Source organism: Rubrivivax soli (assembly GCF_049810355.1).
Taxonomy (GTDB): Bacteria; Pseudomonadota; Gammaproteobacteria; order Burkholderiales; family Burkholderiaceae_C; genus Rubrivivax.
The window spans coordinates 4,962,862-4,987,814 of the sequence record NZ_CP187368.1 but is presented as its reverse complement, the minus strand read 5'-3'; the positions used below and the strand labels follow the sequence as shown (position 1 = coordinate 4,987,814).

The window sequence follows — 24,953 nt, the reverse complement described above, 5'->3', positions numbered from 1 at the left end:
CGGTCCTTCAGACCATGGTGCGCTGCAGGCGCAGCGTGGTGTTGATCACGGCCGTCAGCTTGCTGGCGTAGGCCGGGTCGGTGGCGTAGCCGGCCTTCTGCAGGCCATGCGCGAAGCCGCTGGCCGTGAGCTGCTGGCTCGCCGCCTTGGCCACCGTGCTCTGGTAGCGCGGGCTGTCCTTCATCAGCCTGGCGTAGTCGGCGAACGACTCGGCGTAGCTGCTGTAGGCGCGGAACTTCGCCGTCACCTTCTGCGCCTTGCCGTTCACGTACTCGGTGGTCGTGATCTCGGCGGTGGGGCCGGTCCAGTTGCCGGTGGCCTTGATGCCGAACAGGTTGAACGAGGGCGAGCCGTCGGCGTGCTTGATCTCCTTGCGGCCCCAGCCGGTTTCCAGCGCGGCCTGCGAGATCATGAACTCGGCCGGGATGCCGGTGGCCGCCTCGGCGCTGCGCGCGGCGCTGGTGTGCTGCTGCACGAAGCCGGCGGCGCCGGTCTGCGGAATGGCCGTGGGCTTGGGCGTGGCGGCCAGCGGCTGCGGCGTGTTGTTGGCCGAACGCGTCACCGGGATCGGCCCCGGGCTCAGGCCCATCTGCCGCTCCAGCTGCTTCGCGATGATGTCCGACAACCCGCCGGGCATGCCCGAGAGCTTGGTGGCGTACTGCTGGTCCAGCATCTCGGTGCCCATCGCGCCACCGGCGCCGCCGTCCATCAGGCCGCTGGATTGCGTGGACGCGCGCATGCTCTTCAGCAGTTCGTTCATGAACAGCGTCTCGAACTGCTTCGCGGCCTCTTTCGCGGCTGCGCGCGGGTCGGTGGACGCCTGCGCCTTCAGCGAGACGAGCGAGCGCTGGTCGAGTTGCAGACTGGCGGGGACGGCGGCCATGGCGTTTTCGTGCGGGTGAGCGTCAGATGACTTCGATTTCGGCGTTCAGCGCGCCCGCGGTCTTCATCGCCTGCAGGATGGCGAGCAGGTCCTGCGGCGTGGCGCCCAGCGTGTTCAGCGCCTTCACCACGTCGGCCAGCTTGGCGCCGGGCGGCAGCTGCATCAGCGCGCCGCCTTGCTGCGTGATCGCGATGTCGGACTTCTCGACCACCTTGGTGTCGCCGCCGGCCAGCGGGTTGGGCTGGCTCACCGCGGGCGTGGTGCTGATCGTCACCGTGAGGCTGCCGTGCGCCACCGCGCAGGTGCTCAGCGTGACCGCGTCGTTGATGACCACCGAGCCGGTGCGCGCGTTCAGCACCACGCGCGCGGCGGGCTTCTCGAGCACGATGCTCAGGTTCTCGATGTCGGCCAGGAAGCTGATGCGGTCGTCGCTGCCGGCGGGCGGGCGCACGCTGACCGTGCGGCCGTCGACCGCCGCGGCCACGCCCGGGCCCTTGCTGCGGTTGATGGCCGCGGCCACGGCCTTGGCGGTGGCGTAGTCGCTGGCGTTCAGGCCCAGGTGCAGCACCTCGCTGTCGTTCAGCGGCGTGGGCACCGAGCGCTCGACCGTCGCGCCCTCGGGCACGCGGCCGGCCGACAGGTGGTTGATCTGCACCTTCGAGCCGTTGGCCGAGGCGCCCGCGCCGCCGACCACCAGGTTGCCCTGGGCCAGCGCGTAGATCTGGCCATCGGCCCCCTTCAGCGCGGTGGCGATCAGCGTGCCGCCGCGCAGGCTCTTGGCGTTGCCGATGGACGAGACGGCGACGTCGATGGTCTGGCCCGGCCGCGCGAACGGCGGCAGCTGCGCCGTCACCAGCACCGAGGCCACGTTGCGCAGCTGCATGCTGGTGCCGGGCGGCACGGTCACGCCCATCTGCTGCAGCATCGCGTTGATGCTCTGCGTGGTGAAGGGCGTCTGGGTGGTCTGGTCGCCGGTGCCGTCCAGGCCCACGACCAGGCCGTAGCCCACCAGCGGGTTGCTGCGCACACCCTGCACGGCCGCCACTTCCTTGATGCGCGCGGCCGAGGCCGGCAACGGCCACCACAGCGCGGCGCTGCTCAGGAAGGCGGCCAGGCCCAGGGCCCAGCGCAGCAGGCGTTCGGTACGGCGATGAGCATCTTGGTGGTTCATGGTGTTCACAGCGGCGAGGCCACGCTGAAGAAGACGCGCTGCAGCCAGCCCACGCTCTGCGCGTCGGCCTGCGCGCCGCGGCCGCGGTGCTCCAGGCGCACGTTGGCGATCTGCGCGCTCGGCACGGTGTTGCCGGGCTGGATGGCGCGCGGGTCGACCTGGCCCGAGAAGCGCAGCACGTCGACGTTGGCGTTGACGCCGATCTGCTTCTCGCCGGCGATCAGCAGGTGGCCGTTGGGCAGCACCTGGCGCACGGTGACGGTGATGGTGCCGCTGAAGTCGTTGGTGTTCTCGGTGGCGCCCTTGCCGTCGAAGTTGTTGCCGGTGCTGGCGCCCAGCGAGGCGCGGCCCAGCAGCTTCGCGGCGTTGACGCCGGGCAGCGCGCTGATGCTGCCGCTGAGGTCGCTGCTCTTCTCGATCGAGCTCGTGCTCTTCTGGCTGGCGCTGACCTTCTCGACGATCTGCACCACCAGCGTGTCGCCGACCAGGCGCGCGCGGTGGTCCTCGAACAGCGGCCTGTAGGCCACGGCCTGGAAGATGGCGCCATTGCTCGGCGGCACCACGGGCGTGGGCTGTGGCTGGACGCTGGTGGGACCGTTGATCTCGACGCTCGGGTACAGCGTGCTGCAGCCGCTGCCCAGCAGCGCGACGGCGACCATGGCGCAGGCGGAGAGTGCGCGCATCACAGCTGCCCCAGGCGTTGCAGCATCTGGTCGCTGGTGGTGATGGCCTTCGAGTTCAGCTCGTAGGCGCGCTGCGTGGCGATCATGCTCACCAGCTCCTCCACCACGTTCACGTTGCTGCCCTCGACGAAACCCTGCTGCAGCGCGCCCAGCCCGTTGGCGTTCGGCGCGCCCTGCTGCGGCGCGCCCGACGAGGCGGTCTCGGCGTAGACATTGCCGCCGCGCGGCTCCAGGCCGGCCGGGTTGATGAAGCTCGCCAGCTGCAGCTGGCCGATGGTCTGCGGCGTCGCGGTGGCGCCGGGTGTCGTGACCTGCACGGTGCCGTCGGCGCCGATGGTCACGCTCAGGGCGTTGGGCGGGATCGTGATGCCGGGCTGCACGACGTTGCCGGCGTTGGTGACCAGCTGCCCCGCGTTGTCGACCTGGAAAGCGCCGTCGCGCGTGTAGCCGGTGCTGCCGTCGGGCATCTGGATCTGGAAGAAGCCGTTGCCCTTGATCGCCAGGTCGTAGTTGTTCGTGGTCTGCTGCAGGTTGCCCTGCGCGAAGCTGCGCGTGGTGGCCGCGGCGCGCACGCCCAGGCCCACCTGCAGCCCGGTGGGCAGCTGCGCGCCTTCGGCCGCCGCTGCGCCCGACTGGCGCAGGTTCTGGTAGATCAGGTCCTCGAAGACCACGCCGCCTCGCTTGAAGCCGTTGGTGCCGACGTTGGCCAGGTTGTTCGAGATCGTGTCCAGCTTGGTCTGCTGGCCTTCCATGCCGGTCTTGGCAATCCACAACGAACGGATCATGGTCTCTTGCTTCCTTGAACTGGAAGCACGATGGTCCCAGAGCTTGAGCCCGCGGATCGCCGGAAGAACGGGCGCTTGCCCGCCTTGTTCCGGCCTGCCACCCCTATCATCCGCGCGCCCGCCCTGCCCCCACCGCCCTGCCATGCCCGCGACCATCACCACGACCGAGCTGTTCCTGATTGCGATGGTCATCATCTTTGCGGTGCCCTACGCCCTCTGGCGGGTCTTCCGCACCGACTATTGGGCGCCGCTGGTGGTGGTGCAGATCCTCACCGGCATCGTGCTCGGCCCCGGGCTGCTGGGCCGCGCGTTCCCCGACTTCTACGGCACGGTGTTCGCGCCGCCGGTGGTGATGGCACTGAACGGCGTGGCCTGGTGGGCCGTGATGCTGTTCGTGTGGATCGCCGGCATCGAGCTCGACCTGCGCCAGGCCTGGAAGTACCGCCGCGAAAGCGGCATCACCGCCGGCCTGGCGCTGGGCGCGCCGCTGGCCGCCGGCAGCGTCGCAGGCGCGCTGCTGCTGCTGCAGCCGGGCTGGGTGGGCCCGGCCGCGCTGCCCTGGCAGTTCGTGGTGGGCGTGGGCATGGCCTGCGCGGTGACGGCGCTGCCGATCCTGATCCTGCTGATGGAGAAGCTCGAGATCCTGCGCCGGCCGCTGGGCCAGCGCATCCTGCGCTACGCAAGTCTGGACGACATCGCGATCTGGGGCGTGCTGGCGCTGATCCTGATGGACTGGGAACGCATCGGCCGCCAGGGCATCTTCCTGCTCGCCTTCGCGCTGGCGTCGTGGGCGCTGCGCCGGTGGATGGTGCGGCTGCCCGAGCGCGACCGCTGGTACGTGGGCCTGGTGTGGCTGGCCGCGGTGGCGTTCGGCGCCGACTGGTGCGGGCTGCACTTCATGGTCGGCGCCTTCCTGGCCGGCGTGGTGCTCGATGCAGACTGGTTCACGCTGGAGCACATGGACATGCTGCGCAACCACGTGCTGCTGATCATCATGCCGGTGTTCTTCCTCAGCACCGGGCTGCGCACGAACTGGGAGATGGGCGGCAGCGCGGTGTTCCTGGTGGCGGCGCTGCTGCTGGTGGCCTCGGTGGCGGGCAAGCTGGCGGGCGTGCACCTGGCGGGCCGCATCCTGGGCTGGAAGCCGGGCGAGGCGGGCCTGATCGGCTGGCTGCTGCAGACCAAGGCGCTGATCATGATCATCTTCGCCAACGTGCTGCTGGACAAGCAGATCATCACGTCGGAGACCTTCACCGCGCTGCTGCTGATGGCGGTGGCCAGCACCATGCTGACGGTGCCGGTGGTGGCGCCGCGGCTGCGGCGCCTGCAGGCCGTCATCAGTTCGGAGACAGCAGACGCGTCGCCGCCTGCTCCTTCTGCTCGGCCGTCTGCAGCATCTTCATCTGCTGCTCGAACTGGCGCGCCGCGCTGATCATCGCGACCATCGTCTCCACCGCGCTGACGTTGCTGCCTTCGAGCGCGCCGCTCTGCACGCGCGCCGTGGGGTCGGCGTCGAGGTCGCCGTCGGCGGCGCGGAAGAGGCCGTCGGTGCCGCGGTTCAGCGGCGCCTCGGGCGTCACCAGCTTCAGCCGGCCCACCGGCTGCGGCCGGTTGTTGCCCACCGTGGCGCTGACGGTGCCGTCGACCCCCACGTCCACCGTCGCATTGGCCGGCACCGTGATGGGACCGCCGTCGCCCAGCACCGGCAGGCCGCTGGGCGTGACCAGCTGGCCTTCGGGGCTGAGCTGCAGCGCGCCGGCGCGGGTGTAGGCCTCGGTGCCGTCGAGCGACTGCACCGCGAGCCAGGCGTTGCCCTGCATCGCCACGTCGAGGTTGCGGCCGGTGGCCTGCGTCACGCCGGCCTGCGGGTCGTAGCCGACGGTCGATTCCAGCGCATACACGCGCGTGCTGGCGCCGTCGCCGCGCACCGGCACGGCACGGAAGGCCTGCATCTCGGCACGGAAACCGTTGGTCGACGCGTTGGCCAGGTTGTTGGCCAGCACGTCCTGGCGCTGCAGCGTGGCCTTGGCCCCGCCCATCGCGAGATAGATCAGTCGGTCCATGCCTCAGCCTCCGGCGCCGTCAGCGCAGGTTCACCAGGGTCTGCAGGACCTGGTCCTGCGTCTTGATGGTCTGCGCGTTGGCCTGGTAGATGCGCTGCGCGGTGATCATGTTCACCAGCTCGCCGGTGAGGTCGATGTTCGACTCCTCCAGCGCACCGGCCTGCAGCACGCCCATGCTGCCGTCGCCCGGCACGCCCATCACCGGGTCGCCCGAGGCGTAGGTGTTGGCCCAGAGGTTGCCGCCCAGCGCCTGCAGGCCCTGCGGGTTGCGGAAGGTGGCCAGCTCCACCTGGCCGGCGGGCTTGCTCTGGCCGTTGCTGTAGCGCGCCATGATGATGCCGTTGCCTTCCACGGCCACGCTGGTCAGCGAGCCGGGTGCGAAGCCGTCCTGCGTCAGGTTGGTGACGCCGAAGCTGTCGCCGCGCTGCGTGGCGCCGCTGAGGTCGAGCGTCATGTTCAGCGGCGTCACGATGGTGGCGCCGGCGGGGGTGACCATGGTGCCGCTCAGCGAGATCGGCAGCGCCGAGACGGCGCTGATCGGGCCGCTGCCGTCGGCGAGAAAGTCGATCGGTGCCGTGGTGATGGGGTCGGGCGCGCCCGGCACGCCGTTCACGGGCTGGCCGTTCGCCGTGGCGAAGATGTTCCACTGGTCGTTGCCGGCCTTCTGGAAGTAGTACGTCATCGCGACGTCCTGGCCCTTCACGTCGTACACGGTGACCGAGGTCGCGTTGTTGTACGTGGTGGGATCGGTGAAGTCGATCTGCGGCACGACGCCGGCGCCGGGGTTCGTCACCTTGGCGCGCGAGTCGAGGTTCAGCTCGATGGCGATCTCGGTGGTGGCGGCCGGGGCGATGCCGGCGGTGGGCAGCTGCAGCGGCTGCGCCAGGCCGGGCTGGATCACGCCGTTGGCGTCGGCGGGGTAGCCGAGAAGCTGCAGGCCCTGGTTGTTGACGATGAAGCCTTCGCGGTCGACCTTGAACTGCCCGTTGCGCGAGTACTGCGTCGGGCTCAGGCCGTCGGTCACCTGGAAGAAGCCGGCGCCGTTGACCGCCAGGTCCATCGCGTTGCCGGTGGTGCTGATGTTGCCCTGCGTGAACTGCTGCGCCACCGCCGCCACGTTGACGCCGATGCCGATGCTGTTGGTGCCGGCGCCGTTCAGCGCCGTGGCGTACATGTCGCCGAATTCCACGCGCGCGATCTTCGCGCCGTAGGTGTTGGCGTTGGCGATGTTGTTGCCGATCACGTCCAGGTTCTTGCTGGTCGCGTTCAAGCCGGAAAGGCCTTGCTGGAAGCTCATGGGGTGGTGTCCTCGTGCGGATTCAGTTGAAGGCCTTGACGTCGGCGTAGTCGACGCTGCCCGAGCGCGCCGTCTCCAGCGTCATGCTGCCGCCGTCGGTGCTGACGGCATAGATGCGGTCGCGCATCAGCGCGGTGCTGGGCACGGTGGCCGTGCCCGACTGCGCGGTGACGCGGAAGGTGTACAGGCTGCCGTCGGCCACGGTACCGGCCTTCCAGTCGAACGAATGGCGGCCGGCGCCGGCTGCGCCGAGCTGCAGCGTCTCGGCGACGCGGCCGCTGGCGTCCAGCACTTCCACCTTGACGTTGTCGGCAGCACCCGTCAGGTCGAACGCGCCGACGCCCACGCCGTTCTCGATCCACAGGCCGTTGCCTTCCAGCGTGACGTCGCGGCCGACGAGGGCAGCACCTTGCAGCGCCTGCATCTGCACGAACTGCGCGTTCAGGCCCTCGACCGTGGTGTTGAGCTTCTCGATGCCGCTGACGGTGTTGATCTGCGCCATCTGCGAGGTGATCTGCGCGTTGTCCATCGGGTTCAGCGGGTCCTGGTTCTGCATCTGCGTCACCAGCAGCTTCAGGAAGCGGTCGGCCGCGCCGGCCTCGTTGGCGGTGGCGGTCTTGCTGCTCGTGGAACTGCCGCCGAGGGCGGCGAAGGGGTCGATGGTGGTGCTCATGCGGGTCTCGGGTCAGTGCGCGGGGGTGGCGTCGCGAGACTCAGCCCTGGCCCATCTGCAGCGTCTTCTGCAGCAGGGACTTGGCGGTGTTCATCACTTCGACGTTGTTCTGGTACGAGCGCGAGGCCGAGATCATGTTGACCATCTCCTCGACCGCGTTGACGTTGCTGAAGGTCACGTAGCCCTCGGCGTCGGCCGACGGGTGCTTGGGATCGTGCACGCGGCGGCCGGGGCTCTGGTCCTCGGTGATGGTGGAGACGGTGACGCCGGCGGCGCTGTCGGGGCTGCCCGCCGCGCCCATCAGCGCGGTCTGGAACACCACCTGGCGCGCCTTGTAGGCCTGGCCGTCGGGGCCGGCCACGGTGTCGGCGTTGGCCAGGTTCGAGGCCACCACGTTCAGGCGCTGGCTCTGTGCGCTGACGGCGCTGGAGCTGACGTCGAAGATGCGGAACATGCTCATGGTTCAGCTCAGCCCTGGTTGTGGCTCTTCATCGCATCGCCCAGCGTGCGCACGGTGCCGTTGATGAAGCGCAGCGTCGACTCGTACTTCAGCGCGTTGTCGGCGAAGGCCGCGCGCTCGCGGTCCATGTCCACCGAGTTGTTGTCCAGGTTGGTCTGCGCCGGCGTCGCGTAGCGCAGGTCCGGCGGCAGGCGGCCGCCCACGCCCATCAGGTCGCCGGCGATCGGTGCGCCCAGCGCGTTGCCGACGCTGCCGGCGCCGCCCGCGGCCGACGGCCCGGCCACGCCCGGCATGCCCGACGTGGCCTGGCGCAGCGCCTGCGCGAAGTTGAAGTCGCGCGCCACGTAGCCCGGCGTGTCGGCATTGGCGATGTTGCTGGCGATCACCCGCTGGCGCTCGGCACGCAGCACCAGCGCTTCGGTCTGGAAGTCGAGGGCGCCGGTGAGACGGTTGAGCATGGTGGTGGTGCCGGGCAGGCTGGCAGGGGGCTTGGCGGCATTCTGGGCAGCGCAGTGGGCCGACATAAGCGGGAATAGCGGCGCCAATGCCAGCCTGTTCCGGGCCCCGGCGCGGCCGCGACTGTCTACATTGCAGCGCGTGAACAAGCTCCTGCAGTCCGTCCGCACCCGCGCGCGCCGCCACGTCCCCCGGCTGGCAGCCGCCTGGCTGTGCGCCCATGCCGTCCTGGCCCCCACCGCCTCGGCGCAACCCGTGGCCGCCGCCACGCTGGCCCAGGCGCAGGCCCTGGTGGCCGAGGCCGCACGGGCGCTCGCGCCGGCGGGGGCGCGCATCGTCGTCGAACCCGGCGCGCTCGACAGCCGCCTGCGGCTGGCACCCTGCCGCAAGGTGCTGGCCTACCTGCCGGCGGGCGTGAAGCCCTGGGGCGCGAGCCGCGTGGGCCTGCGCTGCGACGCCGCGGCCGGCGAGCGGCGCTGGAACGTCAGCCTGCCGGTGCGCGTGCGCGTCTTCGCGCCGGCTCCGGTGGCCGCCGCCGCGCTGCCCGCAGGGGCCGTGATCGACGCGACGCACATCACGCAGGCAGACGCCGACTGGGCCGCCACCCCTTCAGCCGTGCTCGCGGATGCCGACAAGCTGGTGGGGCGCCATCTGGCACGCGCCGTGGCGGCCGGCGAGCCGCTGCGTGCCGCGGACCTGCGCCCGCGCCAGTGGTTCGCCGCCGGCGACAGCGTGAAGATCGTCGCCGTGGGCGCCGGCTTCTCCGTCAGCGGCGACGGCCAGGCCCTGTCCGCCGGCATCGAGGGCCAGCCGGTGCGCGTGCGCACCGACAACGGCCGCATCGTCAGCGGCATGCCGCAGGGCGCGCGCCGCGTCGAGGTGGCGCTGTGAGCGCGGCGCAGGGAACTGGCACCGCTTTCCCCCCTGTTTCGGGGGTTTGCGAGAAAATGCTGCCGCCGGCCCTAAAGTTCGCGCCGCACGCGTCCGATACAGCGAACATGTCAAGAGAGGTTGGTCACCACGGCCGGCCCTGCTGGAGTTCATCATGAAGATCGGTCCCCTCGAATCGAAGCCGGCCACGGCCCCCGTGGCCCCGGAGCGCAAGGCCCAGGGCACGACCGCGGCTGCCGCCGGCACGGCCGAACCCAGCGCCAAGGTGGCGCTGTCGTCGGCCGCCACGCTCGGCGCCGAGGGCGCCGAAGGCAGCTTCGACGCCGAGAAGGTGGCACGCATCGCCCAGGCCATCCGCGATGGCAAGTTCGAGATCAACGCCGAAGCGATCGCCGACAAGCTGATCGCCAACGCGCAGGAACTGCTCGGCAAGACCTCGCGCTGAAGGTGGCCGTGATGCTGAGCACCGCCACCGAGATGGCCGCCCTGCAGCGCGTGGCCGACCTGGAGACGCCGCTGGTCGCCGTCGAACAACGCCTGGCTGCGCTGGGCGAAGCCCTGGTGCAGAACAACGCGCAGGCCATCGAGTCCGAAGCCGCCGAGCTGCACCGCGCACTCGCCGCGGCCGTCTCCCATTTCAGCCGTGCCGCGCGCGAGGGCAGCGTGCCGCCGGCCCTGCGCCAGCGCCTGGCCGTGGCCAGCGGCCAGGTGGCTGCGCAGCGCGAGGCGCTGGCCCGCGCCACCGCCGCGCTCGACCGCGCCATCGACGTGCTGCTGCCCGGCATGGGCACCAGCGTCTACGCTGCCAGCGGCAGCGCAGAACGCACCGGCAGCTCTGGAAGTCTGCTTGCATAGATCAGTTGTGATCATGGCGCGCCGGCCCAACCGGTGGCGCCCGACCAACGGCCACGTGACTTAACGCACGCCACACCACGCCGCCGCGGGCTCCGGCCCCCAGGCGGCGTTGTCGTGTCTGGCCCCGCCAGATTTCCACGCCACAATCGTCGCGAAATTGAAACGAGACGTCGCGCCATGACGCGGTGTCCGCCAGATCAGGGATGGAGTCCAGGGCCGTGCATCGCGGCCGTGTTGGCGCCGGCACGCGTTGGGAACCACTTTCGAGGCACGCATGGACCTGCCCGGCGCATCGGCGCCGGCCCTGCCCTTGCTGGACAGCCTGCGCCGTGCGGCGCAGGCCCGATGGACCACGCTGGTGCTGGCCGGCCTGTGCGCCGCGACCCTGGCCGTCGCGCTGGTGCTGCGCCTGCCCGACCCGCGGCTGCTGGCCGATGCCGGCGCGCTGCGCGCGGCCACCGCCACGCTGGGCTGGGTGAGCGCGGCGTCGGCAGGGGCGGCCGGAGCCGGCGTCTCGGCTCCGGCGGCGGCCGACGCCGGCCAGGCCGACCTGCGCCGCGCCAGCGACGCGCTCGCGCAGGCACTTGCCCAGCTGCAGGCCTCGGCCGCCGACAGCGGCATCGCGCTGCCCGAGCTGCTGGAGTTCCAGGCCCGGCGGGCCGCCTTGCCGGCCTGGCCCGAGCGCCCCGACACCGCGCAGCTGCAGGCGCTGGTGCGTGCCGGCGACGCCGTGGCGCTAGCCGCCCGCCAGCGGCTGCACCAGCGCCAGCAGGCCGTGGCGGGCACGCTGGCCGCCGCCGCGGTCACACTGCTGCTGGCGCTGGGCCTGGTGATGGGCGGGCTGTGGCGGCAGCGGCGGCGCCTGCGCGCCTCGATGCACGCGATCTCGCAGCACCTGGGCAGCGGCGACTGGCACGGCGCGGTGCAGGGCCTGCGCGAAGAGCGGCTCGGCGCGCCCTCGGCCTTCGACGCGCTGGCCAGCGGCGTCGAGGACGTGCTCGGCCAGTCCGACCGGCGCTGGCAGGCGCTGGCCGACCTGTCGGCCGACTGGTACTGGGAGACCGACGCCCAGGGACGGCTGAGCTGGCTGTCGGGCTCGGCGCCGGTGGTGACCCAGCTTGGCTGGACGCCGGCCGAGCTGATGGGCCGCCGCCGCGACCAGCTCGACTTCCTGGACGCGCCGCCCCAGGGCTGGGACAAGCTGCACGCCGTGATGGACCGGCGCCAGCCCTTCCGCGACGTCGAGTACCGCGCCCGCGCGCGCCAGGGCGCGCACGCCATCTGGGTGTCGATCAGCGGCCGGCCGCGGCTCGACGCCCGCGGCGCGTACGCCGGCTACGAAGGCGTGGGCCGCGACATCACCGAGCGCAAGGCCGCGCACGAGCGGCTGATGGCCAGCGAGCAGCGCTGGTCGCTGATGGCGGGGCTGGCGTCCGACTGGTACTGGCAGACCGATGCCGAGCACCGCCTGCGGCCGCTCAGCCCCGAGATGCAGCGCCGCCTGCCGCGCCTGGCCGAGAACCTGGCAGGCCGCACGCGCTGGGAGGCGCACCGCGATGCGCTGAGCCCCGCGCAGTGGGCCGAGCACCAGGCCGACCTCGACGCCCGCCGGCCCTTCCGCTCGCTGCAGCTGGAAGTGGAGTCGGAGAACGGCGAGCTGCTGTGGATCTCGCTCAGCGGCATCCCGCGCTTCGATGGCCAGGGCCGCTTCCTGGGCTACCACGGCGTGGGCCGCGACATCACCGTGCGCAAGCAGGCCGAACGCCTGCTGCTGCGCCACAACGAGGCGCTGCAGCGCGCGGTGGCCGAGCGCACGCGTGAACTGCAGCAGCTGAACCGCGACCTCGACGCCTTCTCGCGCCAGCTCGCGCACGAGCTGCGCACGCCCATCAGCCACGTGCAGGGGCTGGCGCAGCTGATCGGCACGCGCGCCAAGGGCCGCCTGGACGCCGAGGACCAGCAGCTGCTGGCGCTGCAGGTGCAGGCCGCGCACAACATGCGCGACACCGTGGACGCGCTGATGCTGCTGGCGCGCTCGACCGTGCAGGCCATGCCGATGGAGCCGCTCGACCTGGCGGCGCTGGTGCAGCAGGTGATCGGCGAACTGCCGCCGCTGGACCGGCGCGCCGAGATCCGCTGGCAGGTGCAGGGTCCGCTGCCGGCGCTGGGCTGCCCGCAGGCGCTGCGCATCGTGCTGCTGAACCTGCTGGGCAACGCCGCCAAGTTCACGCGCCAGGTGGCGGCGCCCTGCATCGACATCGACGGCAGCATCGACGCCGACGACCGCCTGCGCGTGCGCGTGCAGGACAACGGCGCCGGCTTCGACCCGGCCCAGGGCGCACGGCTGTTCCAGCCCTTCCAGCGCCTGCACGCGGGCGAGGAGTTCCACGGCACCGGCATCGGCCTGACGATCGTGCAGCGCATCGTCGAGCGCCACGGCGGCACGGTCGCCGCGCACGGCGCGCCGGGTGCGGGCGCGCGCTTCGAGTTCACGCTCGCACGGCCTGCGTGACGCAGCGCGTGGTGCGCGACAGGCGCGCGCCGTTCAAGCGCTCCCGGCTGCGCCGAGCGGCAGGCAGGCGCCGTGGGGCGGCGGCCGCCGGCGCGGCGCGATCGCCGCCCTCACCAGTCGCGCAGCCGCGTGCGCAGCCGCGCGATGCTCTGGCTGTGCAGCTGGCACACGCGGCTCTCGGTCACCTTCAGCACGGCCGCGATCTCCTTGAGATTCATGTCGTGCTCGTAGTACATGCTCATCACGAACTGCTCGCGCTCGGGCAGGTTCTTGATGGCGTCCACCAGGGCCTGGCGCATGCGCATGTCCTGCAGGCGGCCCAGCGGATTGGCCTCCTCGTCGGCGACGTGGCGGTCGAGGTAGTCGTCGTCGCCGTCGTCGCCGCTCATGTCTTCCAGGTAGATCAGCTGGGTGCCACGCACCTTGCCCAGCAGTTCCTGGTACTCCGTCAGGCTCAGGCCCATCTCGCGCGCGATCTCGGTCTCGTTCGGCGCGCGGCCCAGGCTCTGCTCGAGCTTGTGCACCGCGGTCTCGATGCTGCGCTGGTGGCGGCGGTCGCCGCGGCTCATCCAGTCGTTGCCGCGCAGCTCGTCGAGCATGGCGCCGCGGATGCGCTGGGTGGCGAAGGTCTCGAACTGCACGCCCTGGCCGGCGTCGAAGCGGCTCAGCGCGTCCGACAGGCCGATCATGCCCACCTGGATGAGGTCGTCGAGTTCGACGTTCGCGGGCAGCTTGGCAATCATCTGGTGCGCGAGGCGGCGCACCAGCGGGCTGTATTGCTTCAGCAGCGCGTTGGCGTCGAGTTGTCCCTTGGCGGTGTACATGCGTGTGGCCTTCTTGTGCTTGGCGTTCGGGTCGTGCGGTGCGGTGTGCGGGTGCGTCAGTTCGCGCCCAGCGAGGCGGCACGGGCCGCCATCACCATGCCGGGCAGCGGGTCGTCGGCCAGCGTCAGCTGGGCGGCGAGCAGGCGGTCCAGCGCCATGTCGGGCGTGTCGGGCGCCGTGGACGGGTCCACCACGGCCCAGTCGTGCAGCACCGCGCCCAGGAAGCCGTCGGCGCAGCCGGCAAGGCTGCTGGCGATGCTGGGCACGCGCTTGCTGCGCCGCGGCGCGGCGATCAGCAGGTCGAATGTCATCAGGCTGCAGCGCTGCGCCAGCAGCTTGCACGCGGCGTAGGCGTGCTTGAGGCTCTCGGCGTGGTCGGCACCCAGCAGGATGGGCCGCGCCGGCCGGCGCATGAACATGCGCGCCAGGTCGGTGGCGTTGGCGTGCAGCAGCACCACGTCGGCCTGCGGCGCCGCCTGGCTCAGCGTGTCCAGGAAACTGGCGGCCGATCCGCGCGTGTCCACGTGCTGCAGCGGCAGCCCGCGGGCCGGCAGGTAGGCCACGTGGTCGCTGAGCGTCTCCACGCAGGAGGCCACGTCCAGCAGCGCCATCTCGTTGGGCAGCGGCGCGGTGTCTGCGGCGTCGACCACCAGCACGCGCTGGCCGCGGGCCGCGAACGACGCGGTGACGTGGTCGAGCAGCGCGCCCGAGGCGGCCACGTGCGGGTTGGCGGCCAGCGGCACGAAGCGTTGGCGCGTGCCGGCGAACAGGCGGCGCAGGCCGTCGGCCTGGTCGAGCGGCGCCGGGGCGGAAGGGGCGTAGAAGTCGCGCATCGCAGCCGGCCTCAGATGCGGGCCGCCGCGGCCTTGTGGCCGTTGTGGGCCAGCGGCGTGGCGGCGAACACCAGGTTCATGTCGCTGCTGTCCATGCGCCAGGCGGCGCTGCCGCCGGCGCGCAGCGAGCGCTGCACCAGCGCGTTGGCCGACAGGCGGTGCCAGTCCTCGGGCACACGCTGGCCGTTGGCGATGGCCACCACCTTCAGGCGGTGGCGGATCATCGCGTCCAGCGCCGGGGCCAGCTTCACGGCCTCGTCGATCTTGCTCAGCACCACGCCGTGGCAGGCGGGCGCGTTGTAGGCGGCCAGCACCTCCTCGATGGTCTCGCCCTGTGACGCGGCGTTCACCACGAGCAGCTTGCGGATCGCGCGGTGCGACAGCATCTCCAGCAGCTCGCGGGTGCGGGCGTCGCGCTGCGCCATGCCGGCGGTGTCGATCAGCACCATCTTCTTGGCGCTCAGCAGTTCCAGCAGGTCCTCCAGGCTGGCGCGGTCGTGTGCGGTGTGCACCGGCACGCCCAGGATGCGGCCGTAGGTGCGCAGTTGCTCGTGGGCGCCGACGCGGTAGGCGTCGAGCGTGATCAGGCCCAGGTTGGCCGCGCCGTGGCGCGTGGCGAAGGCCGCGGCCAGCTTGGCGGTGCTGGTGGTCTTGCCGACGCCGGTGGCGCCGATCATCGCGTAGACACCGCCCTGCTCCTCCAGCGCCGGCTCGCGCTCGCCGGTGTGCAGGTTGCGTTCCAGCACGCCCGAGGCCCAGGCCGTCTCGTCGACCTCGCCCGGCAGGCTCTCGACCAGCTTGCGGATCAGCGACGGCGACCAGCCGGCGTCGAGCAGCTTCTGCGTCAGCGTGGCCTGGCGCGGCTGGCGCTGCAGCTTCTCCATGAAGGCCAGCGCACCGAAGCGCTGCTCGATCAGGCCGCGCATCGAGCGCAGCTCGTCCATCATCGCGGCCTGGTCGCGGGTGTTGGCCGCGGCGGGCGCGTCGGCCAGCACGGGCGCCGCAGGCACGGCAGGCATGGCAGCGGTGCGCGGCGCAGCGGCGGCACCCGGCACGCGGATCTCCTCGCGCAGCACCGGCGGCTCGCGGCGGGCCGGCGCCTCGGGCGCGCGCTGGGCCGCCATGCGGGCGCGGGCGGATTCGATCGACGACACCGCCGGCTGGCGCGGCGCGGCGTTGTTCTGCTCGGCTTCGAGTTCGGCCTGGCGGCGCTTGAGCATGCGCTCGCGCACGTAGTCCTGGAACGACAGCGTGCTCATCTGCAGCGCCTCGACGTCCTGGTCCACGGCGCCGGCGTCCAGGCGCGGTTCCTGGCGCGCATCCATGCGCGGCTCGATGCGGCCTTCGCTGTGCTGGGCCTGCGCGCGCTGCGTCAGCGTGCGTGCCAGCGGGCCGTGGCGCGGCGCTTCCACCACCGGGGCGGCGGCGCCCACGCGTTCGAGCTGCTGCACGCTCTCGGGGGCCATCGCCAGCACCTCCACGCCTTCGGCGCAGGGGCGGGTCGACATCACGACGGCATCGTCGCCGAAGGCCTGCTTGACCAGCGCGAGCGCGTCGCGCGAGGTGCGGGCGGTGAAGCGTTTGACGTTCATGCGTGGCTTCCGATGATCGACCCGATGCGGATCGAATGCGTTTCAGGGATCTCGCTGTGGCCCAGCACCTTCAGGCGCGGGGCGGCACGGCGCAGCAGCCGCGCCATCGGAGCGCGGATCATGTCGGGCACCAGCAGGCACGCGGGCAGGCCCAGGTCTTCCTGGCGGCGCGTGGTGCTGGCAGCGCTCTTGGTCAGCGTGTCGGCGACGCCCGGGTCCAGCGCGGCGCCGTGCGGCGAGGTCAGGGCCTGCGTCACCAGGCGCTCCAGCTCGGGCTCGAGCGCGATCACGTCCAGTTCCTTCGTGGCGCCGTAGATCTGCTGCACGATGGCCGGGGCGAGGTGGGTGCGGATGCGCTTGACCAGCTCGCCCGGGTCGGTGACGGTGGCGGCGTGCTCGGCCAGGCATTCCACGATGCTGCGCATGTCGCGGATGTGCACGCCCTCTTCCAGCAGCAGCTGGAGGACCTTCTGGAGCGTTGCGATGCCGACCATCTTGGGGACCACGTCTTCGATCAGTTTGGGAGCCAGCCGGGTGACGTGCTCCACGAGTTGTTGCGTCTCGACGCGGCCCAGCAACCGGGCTGCGTTCACTTGCATCAAGTGTGAAAGATGGGTCGCCACGACGGTCGCGCAATCAACGACCGTAAATCCGGCCATTTGGGCCATCTCGCGGTGGCGCTCCTCGATCCACACCGCGGGCAGGCCGAAGGCGGGATCGGTGGTCCTGGTGCCGGGCAGCTGCTGCGTCGCGCCGCCGGGGTTGATGGCCAGCAGCTGGCCCGGGAAGGCCTCGCCTTCGCCGACCACGGCGCCGCGCAGCGTGACGCGGTAGACGCTGGGCTTGAGCTCCAGGTTGTCGCGGATGTGCACCGGCGGCGGCAGGAAGCCCACGTCCTGCGCGAACTTCTTGCGCACGCCCTTGATGCGCGCCAGCAGGTCGCCCTGGCGCGCCTTGTCCACCAGCGCGATCAGGCGGTAGCCCACCTCCAGGCCCAGCGTGTCCACCGGCGCCAGGTCGTCCCAGCTGGCTTCGGCGTTGGGCTGCGCGGGGTCGTCGCCGGGCTTGCGCTCGGGCTCGGCCGCCGCGCGTGCCTTCTTCTTCATCATCTGCCAGGTCAGCAGCGCCAGGCCGCCGCCGATGAGCAGGAACACCAGGTGCGGCATGCCCGGGATCAGCCCGAGCGCCATCACGATGCCGGCGGTGATGCCGAGCGCCTGCGGCGAGTCGAACACCTGCGCGCGGATCTGCGTGCCGATGTCCTCGTCCTTGCCGACGCGCGAGATCACCATCGCCGAGGCCACGCTGATCAGCAGGCCCGGGATCTGCGCCACCAGCGCGTCGCCGATGGCGAGCAGGATGTAGCTCTCGGCCGCCTGCGCCGCGCTCAGCCCGTGCATCGCCATGCCGATGATCAGGCCGCCGACGATGTTGATGAACAGGATCAGCAGGCCGGCCATCGCGTCGCCGCGCACGTACTTGCTGGCACCGTCCATCGAGCCGAAGAAGTCGGCTTCCTCGCCCACTTCCGAGCGGCGGCGGCGCGCCTCCTTCTCGTCGATGAGGCCGGCGTTGAGCTCGGCGTCGATCGCCATCTGCTTGCCGGGCATCGCGTCGAGCGTGAAGCGCGCACCGACTTCGGCGATGCGCTCGGCGCCCTTGGTGACGACGATGAAGTTGATGACGACCAGGATCGCGAACACGATCAGGCCGACCGCGAAGTTGCCGCCGATCAGCGCGTGGCCGAAGCTCTCGATCACCTGGCCGGCGGCACCCGGGCCGTTGTGGCCTTCCAGCAGCACCACGCGCGTGGAGGCCACGTTCAGGCTCAGGCGCAGCAGCGTCGTGACCAGCAGCACGGTGGGCAGCGCCGCGAAGTCCAGCGGCTTGACCATTTGCGCCGAGACCATCACCACCATCAGCGCCAGCGCGATGTTGAAGGTGAACAGCAGGTCCAGCACGAAGGGCGGCAGCGGCAGCACCATCATCGACAGCATCAGCACCACGAACAGCGGCAACGTCAGCATCTTGGCCGCGGCCGCGTTGGGGCCGAACCAGGCGTTCAGCCTGTGCATCAGGTCGTTCACGGCTCAGGCTCCGTCTTCGGGGGGGTGGCCGCGGTGGCCGGCACGGGGTGCAGCGGGTCCATGCCGTCAGGCACCTGCACCTGCGGCTGCGGCGTCGTCATCGGGCGGCCCGCGGCCATGGCCGCGCGCAGCTGGAACACCCAGGCCAGCACCTGGGCCACGGCCGAGAACAGCGCGGCCGGGATCTCCTGGTCGATCTCGGCGTGCTTGTAGAGCGCACGCGCCAGCGGCGGCGCCTGCAGCACGGGCACCTTCGCGCCCTGCGCGGCGTCGCGGATCTTGAAGGCCAGCAGGTCGGCGCCCTTGGCCACCACGCGCGGCGCGCCCATCGTGGCCTCGTCGTACTTCAGCGCCACGGCGAAGTGGGTGGGGTTCATCACCACCAGATCGGCGCCGGGCACGGCGGCGATCATGCGGCGGTTGGCCAGCTCGCGCATCTTCGCCTTGATCTTGCCCTTGACCTCGGTGTTGCCCTCGACGTCCTTGTGCTCCTTCTTCGCCTCCTGCACGCTCATGCGCAGCCGGCGCAGCAGCATCTGGCGCTGCAGCGGCACGTCCACCAGCGCGAAGGTGCCCAGCGCCAGCAGCAGCAGCAGCAGGCCGCCCTGCAGCAGCGCGCCGGCCTCGGCCAGCGCCGCCGGCAGCGGCAGCGCGATGAGCCCGGCGAAGGCCGGCAGCTGCGCCTTCAGGTACATGGCGCCGATGGCGCCCAGCACCAGCGCCAGCAGGCAGACCTTCAGCGTCTCGACGAGCTGCTGCTTCGAGAACAGCCGGCCGATGCCGCTGATCGGGTCGAACTTCTCGAACTTGGGCTCCAGCGGCTTGAGCGTGAAGTTCCAGCCGCCCGACAGCACGCTGGCGGCCACCGCCACCAGCGCCACCACGGCGCCCAGCGGCACCACGGCCAGCAGCATCTGGAAGGTGGAATGCGACAGGCGCTCGGTCATCGCGCCCGGGCGTGCCAGCGCCGTGGCGTCGAAGCGCAGGCCGTCGGTGAGCAGCAGCGACAGCCAGGCCGTGAACGTGGGCGCGAAGGCGATCAGCAGCGCCACGCCGGCGCCCACCGCGGCCAGGTGGCCGAGGTCACGCGAGCGCGCCACCTGCCCGTCTGCACGGGCCTTCTGGATCTTGCGCTCTGAGGCGGGTAGGTTGCGGTCCTGGGCGTCGTCGGCCATGGTCTGTGGGGCTCTGGAATGAGCCCTGCCATGGTGCCGGTGCGGCGCCGCGACTTGAGTCGGATAAGAGGGTGTTTCCCGGGCGTGCTCCGCGCCCGGGTGCGGGCTTCAGGCCCGTGGCGGGCCGGCCTCGGTCAGGACGCGACGAGGATTCAGTCAGGCCTGACGAACGGCAGCGCCGCCGCCTTGCGGTCGCTGCCGCGGCGCGTGCGCAGCACGGCCTCGAAGGCCTGCTGCGCGCCGTTGGAGACGGCCGTCATCAGGCCCAGCATGTCTTCGATCGAATGCGCATCGGCGTCGCGCCGGAACTGCTTCACGGCCTGCGCCAGCACCGGCCGCGGCACGCCGGGGTGGGTAGCCAGCAGCGCGAACACGGCCCCGAAGAGCGTCGGGTGCATGCCGCACACGGCCTCGATGCGCTGCAGCGCGGCGCGGGGCTCGGAGACGCTGCCGGGCGCGAGCCAGGCGAGATCGGGCGCTTCGCTGATGGCCGTTGCGGCCTCGTCGGCGCCCGACATCTCAGAACCCGAGGCTGGCCAGCAGGTCGTCGACCTCGCCCTGGTTCGTCACCACGTCGGTGCGCCCCTCGGCGTTCACGACCGGGCCCGCCAGCACGTTGGGGTCGACCTTCTCGCGCTGGTCCGGCGGCACCACCTGCACCAGCAGCTTGACGAGGCTGTCCTCCAGGTCGTTGGCCAGCGTCACGACCTTGGCCACCACCTGGCCGGTGAGGTCGTGGAAGTCCTGCGCCATCATGATGTCGGTCAGGTGCGTGTCGATGACGGCGGTGCGCTGCTCGATGTCCTGCACGAAGTTCAGCACCGCACCCGAGGCCACGGCCTTCACCGGATCGGCGACGATGAGCTTGCCCATCTGGCGCGTCGACTCGGCGATGCTGGCGTGCTCGGCCTTGGCCTGGTCGACCGAGTTCAGCACCTTGTTGGCGGCGTCGGCGGTCTTGCTGGCGATGTAGGTGAGGCGGCTGCGCGCGTCGGGCAGGCCGTCGGTCGCGACCTGCAGCTTGGGCATCACGCCGAGCTGCTGCATCGTGTCGTGCAGCAGCCGCGTGATCGAGCCGAGCTGCTGGAACACCTCCGGCGACACGGACAGGGGCTCGGCAGGTTTCAAGGCGCCGATGTCTTCCATCTTCATGTGGTTCTCCCTCGTTCAGGCCGTGGCGGCCAGCTTCTGCAGGATCTTCTGGACCTTTTCCTCGAGCGTGGCTTTCGTGAACGGCTTGACGATGTAGCCGGCCGCGCCGCTCTGCGCCGCCAGCACGATGTCTTCCTTGCGCGCCTCGGCCGTGACCATCAGCACCGGGATGTGCTTGAGGCTGTCCTCGGCCTTGATCGCCTTCAGCAGGTCGAAGCCGTTCATGTTGGGCATGTTGATGTCCGACACCACGAAGTCGAACTTCTGCGACTTCAGCATGTTCAGCGCGATGGCGCCGTCCTCGGCCTCGTCGGCGTTGTTGCAGCCCATCTCCTTGAGCAGGCCGCGCACGATGCGTCGCATGGTCGAGAAGTCGTCGACGATCAGGAATTTCAGGTCGGTGGCGTTGCTCATGGGCATGAACCTCAGATATGGCGGGCTGAAGGGGTTATCGGTTGCGACGGGGTGGACTTGAATCAGCGTGTGCCGATCTGCGGCGCCAGGCTCGGCGCGATGTCCGGCGCTTCGTTGTCGTCGGCCGAGACGGTGTCGGGCGCGGTGCGGAAGAAGCGGTCTTCGGCCTCGCGGTTCATCACGATGATGCTGATGCGGCGGTTGCTCGGGGCCAGCGGGTCCTGGCGGTCGAAGGGGGAGCTCGCGGCCAGGCCCTGCACGCGCAGCACGTGGTCGTCGGGCATGCCGCCGGTGATGAGCTCGCGGCGCGAGGCGTTGGCACGGTCGGCCGACAGCTCCCAGTTGCTGTAGCCGCGTTCCCCGCCGGGGAAGGGCTGGGCGTCGGTGTGGCCCTCCAGCGTCAGCCGGTTCGGCACTTCGGCCAGCACGCTGCCGATGTCCTGCAGCAGCTCGCGCATGTAGGGCTGCACCACGGCGCTGCCGCTCGGGAACATGGGCCGGTTGTCGGCGTCGACGATCTGGATGCGCAGGCCGTCGCGTGTCATGTCCAGCCGCAGCTGCGACTTCAGCGCCGCCAGCCGCGTGTTGCCGTTGATCTTCTGCTCGATCTTCTTCTTCAGGTCTTCCAGCCGCGCCACCTCGGCGCGGATCTGCTCCTGCTTCAGCGCCTGCAGGTTCACGGTGCTGCGCTGCGCTTCGATGTCGCCGCGCTTGACCTGGCCGTTGGTGCGCGTGATGTCCTGGCCGCCGCCCTTGATGACGTGCGACGAGTCGCCGGCACCGGTGCCGCTGGACAGCAGCGAGATCTTCAGCGGCGTGCCGAAGTAGTCGGCCAGCCCCTTCTTGTCGCCTTCGGTGGTGCTGCCCAGCAGCCACATCAGCAGGAAGAAGGCCATCATCGCCGTCACGAAGTCGGCATAGGCGATCTTCCACGCGCCCCCGTGGGCGGCATGGCCGCCCTTCTTGACGCGCTTGATGATGATCGGCTGCAGCTTCTTCGCATCCCCAGCCATTTACGCCCCCCCCCGTAGCGCCTGCGGCGCTCCCCCCGAGGGGGGCGACGCTGGTGGACCGGCAGAGCCGGATCCACGGCGTCCGCTTGATGCGCGTGCTGCTTCATTTCTTTTTCACGTGAGCTTCCAGCTCCGTGAACGACGGGCGGTCACCGGAATAGAGCACCTTGCGTCCGAACTCGATGGCCACCTGCGGGGCGTAGCCCTGCATGCTGGCCAGCAGCGTGGTCTTGATGCACTGCAGTTCCTTGCTGCCTTCCTCGACCTTCTGCTCCAGCAGGCCGGCCACGGGCTCGGCGAAGGCATAGGCCAGCAGGATGCCCAGGAAGGTGCCGACCAGGGCCGAGCCGATCATCGCGCCCAGCACCGCGGGCGGCTGGCCCACGCTGCCCATGGTCTTCACGACGCCCAGCACGGCAGCCACGATGCCGAAGGCCGGCAGGCCGCCCGCGATGCGCTGGATGGCCGCCACCGGCGCATGCGCCTCGTGGTGGTGGGTCTCGATCTCGCTGTCCATCAGCGACTCGATCTCGTGCGCGTTCAGGTTGCCCGAGACCATCATGCGCAGGTAGTCGGTGATGAACTCGGTGACGTGGTGGTCGTTGCCCACGGCCGGGTACTTCTGGAACAGCGGGCTGGAGTGCGGGTCCTCGACGTCCTTCTCGATGGACATCAGGCCTTCCTTGCGCGCCTTCTGCAGGATGTCGTACATCAGCGCCAGCAGTTCCATGTAGCGCGCCTTGGTGTACTTGCTGCCCTTGAAGCACGAGATCGCGCCGGCGATGGTGGCCTTCACCACCTTCATCTGGTTGTTCACCAGGAAGGCGCCCAGCGTCGCGCCGCCGATCATGGCCATTTCCCAAGGCAGTGCCTTGAGGATGGGGCCCATGTTGCCGCCGTGGGCGATGAACACCCCGAACACGCAACCGAGCACGACGACCCAACCGATGATGACGAACATATGTGGTGGACTTCTGTGGCGCACCGGCCCGCGAAGGCGGACGGTGTCTGCAGTCGTTATCGGCGCGGGCCGCGCGTGGTTGAGCGCGTTTGTGGGCCGCTGGGCGCGCCCAGGCGGTACAGCCACACCGGGCGCTGGCCCGGCACGGCGTGGCAGGCAGTGGCGGTGCGCCCCGGCACCTCGAACTCCAGGCTCGCGAGCCAGCTGCCCGGCGCCATCTCGGCCTCGGCCTTGGCCAGCGCGCGCGCCATGCTCTCGGGGCGCTGGAACAGGTAGACCAGATCGACACCGGCCCACGACGCGGCCCACATGTCGCCGCGCGCGATCTGCGCGCCGGGGCAGCGCCGCGCCGCCAGCCAGGCCAGCGGCCGGCTGAACTCGAGCCCGCGCAGCCGCGCCCGCGGCCACACGGCACGCAGGGCCTGCAGCCCGTGGCCGAGGCCGCAGCCGGCATCCAGCACCACCGCGCCGGGCGCCAGCGCGACGCTGCGGTCCAGGCCCTGCAGGGCCGCGGCGGGCGTGGGGAAGAACGGTGCGTCGCGCCACGCGCGCAGCGGGTAGGCCAGCAGCAGCGGCAGCGCGGCCAGTGCCCACAGCCAGGGCGGCAGCGCCGGCAGCGCGCCCAGCGCCAGCGCCGACAGCGGAAAGCCCGCGGCCGTGAGCATGCGCCGCCAGCGCCCTGCTGCCAGCAGCGCCACGGCAGCGGCAGCCAGCGCGGCCAGGGCGAAAGCCGCGGCAGCCGGCAGCCCGGCATGTCCGCCCGCGGCGAACAGCACCCAGGCCAGCAGCCAGGCGAACAAGGCGGGCAGCGGCCAGGGCGGGCGCCGCAACAGCGTCAGGGGCATGGGGGCAGTGTGGAGCGGCAGGCTGCGGTGCAAGGCGCGGAACAGCGCGGCAATGGCGCACCAAAAAAAAAGCGGGCCCGTTGAGGGACCCGCTGCAAAGCACAGGAATCTGTGCCAGGAGGAGACAAGCAATGAAAAAACGATCGGTACGTCTGGTGTATCGGCCCCGGGCCTCGCCGCCTTGAGCCGACCGCGGCCGACGCCAGCCGCGACAACGCCAACAAAGTCTCAGTGCGTGTGTTCGGCAGCGTCGCGGCCGCCCAGGTGCAGGCCGCCGGCCAGCTTGCCCTTGCCGGCACGCGCCGGCGGGTTGCACAGACCGCACACGTAGTGGCGGGCGATCTCGTGCGGGTGGCTGACGTAGTGGCCGCCGCACTTGCTGCAGGTGGTCATCGTCAGCATGCCGTTGTCGACGAACTTCACCAGACGCCAGGCCCGCGTCACGCTCAGCAGCGGCTCCAGTCCCTGCGCCTGGATCTGCTCCAGGTACAGCTGGTAGGCCTTGATCACGGTGTCGATCTCGTCGAGCGCCGCGGTCTTGTTCAGGTACTCGTGGATGTTCAGGAACAGGCTGGCGTGGATGTTGGGCTGCCAGGTCATGAACCAGTCGGTGGAGAACGGCAGCTGGCCCTTGCTCGGGCTCTTGCCCGAGACCTCCTTGTACAGGCGCAGCAGGCGCTCGTAGCTGAGGTCGGTTTCGCTCTCCAGCACCTGCAGCCGGGCGCCCAGGTGGATCAGCGTGACGGCACGCTCGATCTGCCTGGCTTCGGTGAGGATGCTCTTGTTGCGGGCCATGGTCGTTCTCCTGATTTGTTGTGTGTGTGGTCGGCAGCGCGTGGGGTCAGGCTGCTTCTTGATGGCGGCCGGCCATCAGGATGGAGGCATGCAGGCGGGAGACGCCGTCGTTGGACGCGCTCTTGCCGTGGCTGGTGAGCAGGCTCCAGACGATGTCGTCGTCCATGCGGAAGCGGCACAGCAGCGTGTTGCCGGTGGCGATCTTCATCATCTGCGCCGGGGTCAGCGTGTTGATCAGCGTGGCGGTCTCTTCGCTGACGCCCAGGCGGAACAGGGCCTGCTCGCGGTCGGTGCGGATCAGGCTCTGCGCCAGCATCAGGTACGAGAGGTTGGCTTCACGGATTTCGGCGAGGATCTGGTCGGCGTTCATGGCTGGCTCCGGGGTCTGTGTGTTGCTGGGGTGTCGCGGTGTGATACGAACTGTAGGGAAACGAACTGGACGGCAACATCAGCCCAGTTCCGTGGCTTCAGTCCCGCTTCTTCCAATGGCCTTGTCAGGCAAATTCCTACAAGCGGGTGCGGGCGCTCACCCC

The 24,953-nt window shown here is 70.7% G+C and carries 27 protein-coding genes; 5 read left to right on the top strand and 22 right to left on the bottom strand.

The features are described 5' to 3' along the window. Window positions 1–7 precede the first annotated feature (7 nt). From flgJ to flgG, 4 genes are read right to left on the bottom strand one after another with little or no spacing between them, the layout of a single operon-like run. Window positions 8–883, bottom strand: coding sequence for a flagellar assembly peptidoglycan hydrolase FlgJ (gene flgJ / locus ACPOLB_RS22935; RefSeq protein WP_425258360.1), 876 nt, complete (start codon window positions 881–883; stop codon window positions 8–10). 22 nt (window positions 884–905) lie between these two features. Next, window positions 906–2,054 (bottom strand): flagellar basal body P-ring protein FlgI, encoded by a 1,149-nt coding sequence (locus ACPOLB_RS22930; protein ID WP_425258359.1) that lies wholly within the window; start codon window positions 2,052–2,054, stop codon window positions 906–908. A gap of 5 nt (window positions 2,055–2,059) precedes the next feature. Further along, window positions 2,060–2,737, bottom strand: coding sequence for a flagellar basal body L-ring protein FlgH (locus ACPOLB_RS22925; protein ID WP_425258358.1), 678 nt, complete (start codon window positions 2,735–2,737; stop codon window positions 2,060–2,062). Beyond that, the gene (gene flgG / locus ACPOLB_RS22920) at window positions 2,737–3,522 is read right to left on the bottom strand and encodes a flagellar basal-body rod protein FlgG (RefSeq protein WP_425258357.1); all 786 of its coding nucleotides are present in this window, start codon (window positions 3,520–3,522) and stop codon (window positions 2,737–2,739) included. Before flgG ends, ACPOLB_RS22925 begins: the two co-directional genes overlap by 1 nt. 142 nt (window positions 3,523–3,664) lie before the next feature. On the opposite strand from flgG, the gene ACPOLB_RS22915 reads away from it, so the two are divergent. Next, complete coding sequence (locus tag ACPOLB_RS22915; protein ID WP_425258356.1) at window positions 3,665–4,954, top strand: cation:proton antiporter; 1,290 nt, start codon at window positions 3,665–3,667, stop codon at window positions 4,952–4,954. On the opposite strand, the gene flgF is transcribed toward ACPOLB_RS22915, so the two are convergent. The 5 genes from flgF to ACPOLB_RS22890 are packed head-to-tail and all read right to left on the bottom strand — an operon-like array spanning window position 4,860 to window position 8,473. Next, entirely contained in the window at window positions 4,860–5,585 is a 726-nt protein-coding gene (gene flgF / locus ACPOLB_RS22910) for a flagellar basal-body rod protein FlgF (protein WP_425258355.1), read from the bottom strand. The two genes, ACPOLB_RS22915 and flgF, sit on opposite strands and share 95 nt — an antisense overlap. Before the next feature lie 19 nt (window positions 5,586–5,604). After that, window positions 5,605–6,882: a flagellar hook protein FlgE gene (gene flgE, locus ACPOLB_RS22905; protein WP_425258354.1), complete on the bottom strand. Its 1,278-nt coding sequence runs from the start codon at window positions 6,880–6,882 to the stop codon at window positions 5,605–5,607. Between the two features lie 22 nt (window positions 6,883–6,904). Further along, on the bottom strand, window positions 6,905–7,555 hold the full coding sequence (locus ACPOLB_RS22900) for a flagellar hook assembly protein FlgD (protein ID WP_425258353.1): 651 nt from the start codon (window positions 7,553–7,555) through the stop codon (window positions 6,905–6,907). A gap of 40 nt (window positions 7,556–7,595) precedes the next feature. Beyond that, window positions 7,596–8,015: a flagellar basal body rod protein FlgC gene (gene flgC / locus ACPOLB_RS22895; protein ID WP_425258352.1), complete on the bottom strand. Its 420-nt coding sequence runs from the start codon at window positions 8,013–8,015 to the stop codon at window positions 7,596–7,598. 8 nt (window positions 8,016–8,023) lie between these two features. Then, window positions 8,024–8,473 (bottom strand): flagellar basal body rod protein FlgB, encoded by a 450-nt coding sequence (locus ACPOLB_RS22890; protein WP_425258351.1) that lies wholly within the window; start codon window positions 8,471–8,473, stop codon window positions 8,024–8,026. Window positions 8,474–8,612: 139 nt separating this feature from the next. On the opposite strand from ACPOLB_RS22890, the gene flgA reads away from it, so the two are divergent. From flgA to ACPOLB_RS22870, 4 genes are all read left to right on the top strand, one after another. Then, window positions 8,613–9,362 (top strand): flagellar basal body P-ring formation chaperone FlgA, encoded by a 750-nt coding sequence (flgA, locus tag ACPOLB_RS22885; protein WP_425258350.1) that lies wholly within the window; start codon window positions 8,613–8,615, stop codon window positions 9,360–9,362. Between the two features lie 154 nt (window positions 9,363–9,516). Next, window positions 9,517–9,807 (top strand): flagellar biosynthesis anti-sigma factor FlgM, encoded by a 291-nt coding sequence (flgM, locus tag ACPOLB_RS22880; protein WP_425258349.1) that lies wholly within the window; start codon window positions 9,517–9,519, stop codon window positions 9,805–9,807. 11 nt (window positions 9,808–9,818) lie between these two features. Next, complete coding sequence (locus ACPOLB_RS22875; protein WP_425258348.1) at window positions 9,819–10,217, top strand: hypothetical protein; 399 nt, start codon at window positions 9,819–9,821, stop codon at window positions 10,215–10,217. 274 nt (window positions 10,218–10,491) lie between these two features. Further along, window positions 10,492–12,729 (top strand): sensor histidine kinase, encoded by a 2,238-nt coding sequence (locus tag ACPOLB_RS22870; protein WP_425258347.1) that lies wholly within the window; start codon window positions 10,492–10,494, stop codon window positions 12,727–12,729. Between the two features lie 110 nt (window positions 12,730–12,839). Here ACPOLB_RS22870 and ACPOLB_RS22865 read toward each other — a convergent pair whose 3' ends face one another. The 13 genes from ACPOLB_RS22865 to flhD all read right to left on the bottom strand — a co-directional run bounded on the left by ACPOLB_RS22865 (window position 12,840) and on the right by flhD (window position 24,790). Then, window positions 12,840–13,553: an RNA polymerase sigma factor FliA gene (locus tag ACPOLB_RS22865; RefSeq protein WP_425258346.1), complete on the bottom strand. Its 714-nt coding sequence runs from the start codon at window positions 13,551–13,553 to the stop codon at window positions 12,840–12,842. A gap of 56 nt (window positions 13,554–13,609) precedes the next feature. Beyond that, window positions 13,610–14,386: a flagellar biosynthesis protein gene (locus ACPOLB_RS22860; RefSeq protein ID WP_425258345.1), complete on the bottom strand. Its 777-nt coding sequence runs from the start codon at window positions 14,384–14,386 to the stop codon at window positions 13,610–13,612. Window positions 14,387–14,397: 11 nt separating this feature from the next. Beyond that, window positions 14,398–15,978: a flagellar biosynthesis protein FlhF gene (gene flhF / locus ACPOLB_RS22855; RefSeq protein WP_425258344.1), complete on the bottom strand. Its 1,581-nt coding sequence runs from the start codon at window positions 15,976–15,978 to the stop codon at window positions 14,398–14,400. Next, a complete protein-coding gene (gene flhA, locus ACPOLB_RS22850) occupies window positions 15,975–18,053 on the bottom strand; it encodes a flagellar biosynthesis protein FlhA (protein ID WP_425261960.1) in 2,079 nt (692 codons plus the stop codon). Before flhA ends, flhF begins: the two co-directional genes overlap by 4 nt. Before the next feature lie 8 nt (window positions 18,054–18,061). Then, window positions 18,062–19,240, bottom strand: coding sequence for an EscU/YscU/HrcU family type III secretion system export apparatus switch protein (locus tag ACPOLB_RS22845; protein WP_425258343.1), 1,179 nt, complete (start codon window positions 19,238–19,240; stop codon window positions 18,062–18,064). 152 nt (window positions 19,241–19,392) lie between these two features. Further along, window positions 19,393–19,758, bottom strand: coding sequence for a hypothetical protein (locus ACPOLB_RS22840; RefSeq protein ID WP_425258342.1), 366 nt, complete (start codon window positions 19,756–19,758; stop codon window positions 19,393–19,395). Window position 19,759: 1 nt separating this feature from the next. Beyond that, complete coding sequence (locus ACPOLB_RS22835) at window positions 19,760–20,392, bottom strand: protein phosphatase CheZ (RefSeq protein ID WP_425258341.1); 633 nt, start codon at window positions 20,390–20,392, stop codon at window positions 19,760–19,762. Window positions 20,393–20,407: 15 nt separating this feature from the next. Beyond that, on the bottom strand, window positions 20,408–20,806 hold the full coding sequence (gene cheY / locus ACPOLB_RS22830; protein WP_425258340.1) for a chemotaxis response regulator CheY: 399 nt from the start codon (window positions 20,804–20,806) through the stop codon (window positions 20,408–20,410). Window positions 20,807–20,868: 62 nt separating this feature from the next. After that, window positions 20,869–21,819 carry a flagellar motor protein MotB gene (gene motB, locus ACPOLB_RS22825; protein ID WP_425258339.1) on the bottom strand — a complete coding sequence of 317 codons (951 nt, stop codon included), beginning with the start codon at window positions 21,817–21,819 and terminating at the stop codon, window positions 20,869–20,871. Window positions 21,820–21,922: 103 nt separating this feature from the next. Beyond that, window positions 21,923–22,780 (bottom strand): flagellar motor stator protein MotA, encoded by an 858-nt coding sequence (gene motA / locus ACPOLB_RS22820; RefSeq protein ID WP_425258338.1) that lies wholly within the window; start codon window positions 22,778–22,780, stop codon window positions 21,923–21,925. Window positions 22,781–22,836: 56 nt separating this feature from the next. Further along, window positions 22,837–23,625 (bottom strand): class I SAM-dependent methyltransferase, encoded by a 789-nt coding sequence (locus ACPOLB_RS22815; protein ID WP_425258337.1) that lies wholly within the window; start codon window positions 23,623–23,625, stop codon window positions 22,837–22,839. Window positions 23,626–23,853: 228 nt separating this feature from the next. Then, the gene (gene flhC, locus ACPOLB_RS22810; protein WP_425258336.1) at window positions 23,854–24,420 is read right to left on the bottom strand and encodes a flagellar transcriptional regulator FlhC; all 567 of its coding nucleotides are present in this window, start codon (window positions 24,418–24,420) and stop codon (window positions 23,854–23,856) included. Window positions 24,421–24,466: 46 nt separating this feature from the next. Next, window positions 24,467–24,790 carry a flagellar transcriptional regulator FlhD gene (flhD, locus tag ACPOLB_RS22805; protein WP_425258335.1) on the bottom strand — a complete coding sequence of 108 codons (324 nt, stop codon included), beginning with the start codon at window positions 24,788–24,790 and terminating at the stop codon, window positions 24,467–24,469. Window positions 24,791–24,953: the final 163 nt, after the last annotated feature.

Bases quoted from the DNA above. Each gene is read 5' to 3' on its own strand.
- flgJ (WP_425258360.1), bottom strand. From the start codon at position 883: ATGGCCGCCGTCCCCGCCAGTCTGCAACTCGACCAGCGCTCGCTCGTC.
- ACPOLB_RS22930 (WP_425258359.1), bottom strand. From the start codon at position 2,054: ATGAACCACCAAGATGCTCATCGCCGTACCGAACGCCTGCTGCGCTGG.
- ACPOLB_RS22925 (WP_425258358.1), bottom strand. From the start codon at position 2,737: ATGCGCGCACTCTCCGCCTGCGCCATGGTCGCCGTCGCGCTGCTGGGC.
- flgG (WP_425258357.1), bottom strand. From the start codon at position 3,522: ATGATCCGTTCGTTGTGGATTGCCAAGACCGGCATGGAAGGCCAGCAG.
- ACPOLB_RS22915 (WP_425258356.1), top strand. From the start codon at position 3,665: ATGCCCGCGACCATCACCACGACCGAGCTGTTCCTGATTGCGATGGTC.
- flgF (WP_425258355.1), bottom strand. From the start codon at position 5,585: ATGGACCGACTGATCTATCTCGCGATGGGCGGGGCCAAGGCCACGCTG.
- flgE (WP_425258354.1), bottom strand. From the start codon at position 6,882: ATGAGCTTCCAGCAAGGCCTTTCCGGCTTGAACGCGACCAGCAAGAAC.
- ACPOLB_RS22900 (WP_425258353.1), bottom strand. From the start codon at position 7,555: ATGAGCACCACCATCGACCCCTTCGCCGCCCTCGGCGGCAGTTCCACG.
- flgC (WP_425258352.1), bottom strand. From the start codon at position 8,015: ATGAGCATGTTCCGCATCTTCGACGTCAGCTCCAGCGCCGTCAGCGCA.
- ACPOLB_RS22890 (WP_425258351.1), bottom strand. From the start codon at position 8,473: ATGCTCAACCGTCTCACCGGCGCCCTCGACTTCCAGACCGAAGCGCTG.
- flgM (WP_425258349.1), top strand. From the start codon at position 9,517: ATGAAGATCGGTCCCCTCGAATCGAAGCCGGCCACGGCCCCCGTGGCC.
- ACPOLB_RS22875 (WP_425258348.1), top strand. From the start codon at position 9,819: ATGCTGAGCACCGCCACCGAGATGGCCGCCCTGCAGCGCGTGGCCGAC.
- ACPOLB_RS22870 (WP_425258347.1), top strand. From the start codon at position 10,492: ATGGACCTGCCCGGCGCATCGGCGCCGGCCCTGCCCTTGCTGGACAGC.
- ACPOLB_RS22865 (WP_425258346.1), bottom strand. From the start codon at position 13,553: ATGTACACCGCCAAGGGACAACTCGACGCCAACGCGCTGCTGAAGCAA.
- ACPOLB_RS22860 (WP_425258345.1), bottom strand. From the start codon at position 14,386: ATGCGCGACTTCTACGCCCCTTCCGCCCCGGCGCCGCTCGACCAGGCC.
- flhF (WP_425258344.1), bottom strand. From the start codon at position 15,978: ATGAACGTCAAACGCTTCACCGCCCGCACCTCGCGCGACGCGCTCGCG.
- flhA (WP_425261960.1), bottom strand. From the start codon at position 18,053: ATGCACAGGCTGAACGCCTGGTTCGGCCCCAACGCGGCCGCGGCCAAG.
- ACPOLB_RS22845 (WP_425258343.1), bottom strand. From the start codon at position 19,240: ATGGCCGACGACGCCCAGGACCGCAACCTACCCGCCTCAGAGCGCAAG.
- ACPOLB_RS22840 (WP_425258342.1), bottom strand. From the start codon at position 19,758: ATGTCGGGCGCCGACGAGGCCGCAACGGCCATCAGCGAAGCGCCCGAT.
- ACPOLB_RS22835 (WP_425258341.1), bottom strand. From the start codon at position 20,392: ATGAAGATGGAAGACATCGGCGCCTTGAAACCTGCCGAGCCCCTGTCC.
- cheY (WP_425258340.1), bottom strand. From the start codon at position 20,806: ATGAGCAACGCCACCGACCTGAAATTCCTGATCGTCGACGACTTCTCG.
- motB (WP_425258339.1), bottom strand. From the start codon at position 21,819: ATGGCTGGGGATGCGAAGAAGCTGCAGCCGATCATCATCAAGCGCGTC.
- motA (WP_425258338.1), bottom strand. From the start codon at position 22,780: ATGTTCGTCATCATCGGTTGGGTCGTCGTGCTCGGTTGCGTGTTCGGG.
- ACPOLB_RS22815 (WP_425258337.1), bottom strand. From the start codon at position 23,625: ATGCCCCTGACGCTGTTGCGGCGCCCGCCCTGGCCGCTGCCCGCCTTG.
- flhC (WP_425258336.1), bottom strand. From the start codon at position 24,420: ATGGCCCGCAACAAGAGCATCCTCACCGAAGCCAGGCAGATCGAGCGT.
- flhD (WP_425258335.1), bottom strand. From the start codon at position 24,790: ATGAACGCCGACCAGATCCTCGCCGAAATCCGTGAAGCCAACCTCTCG.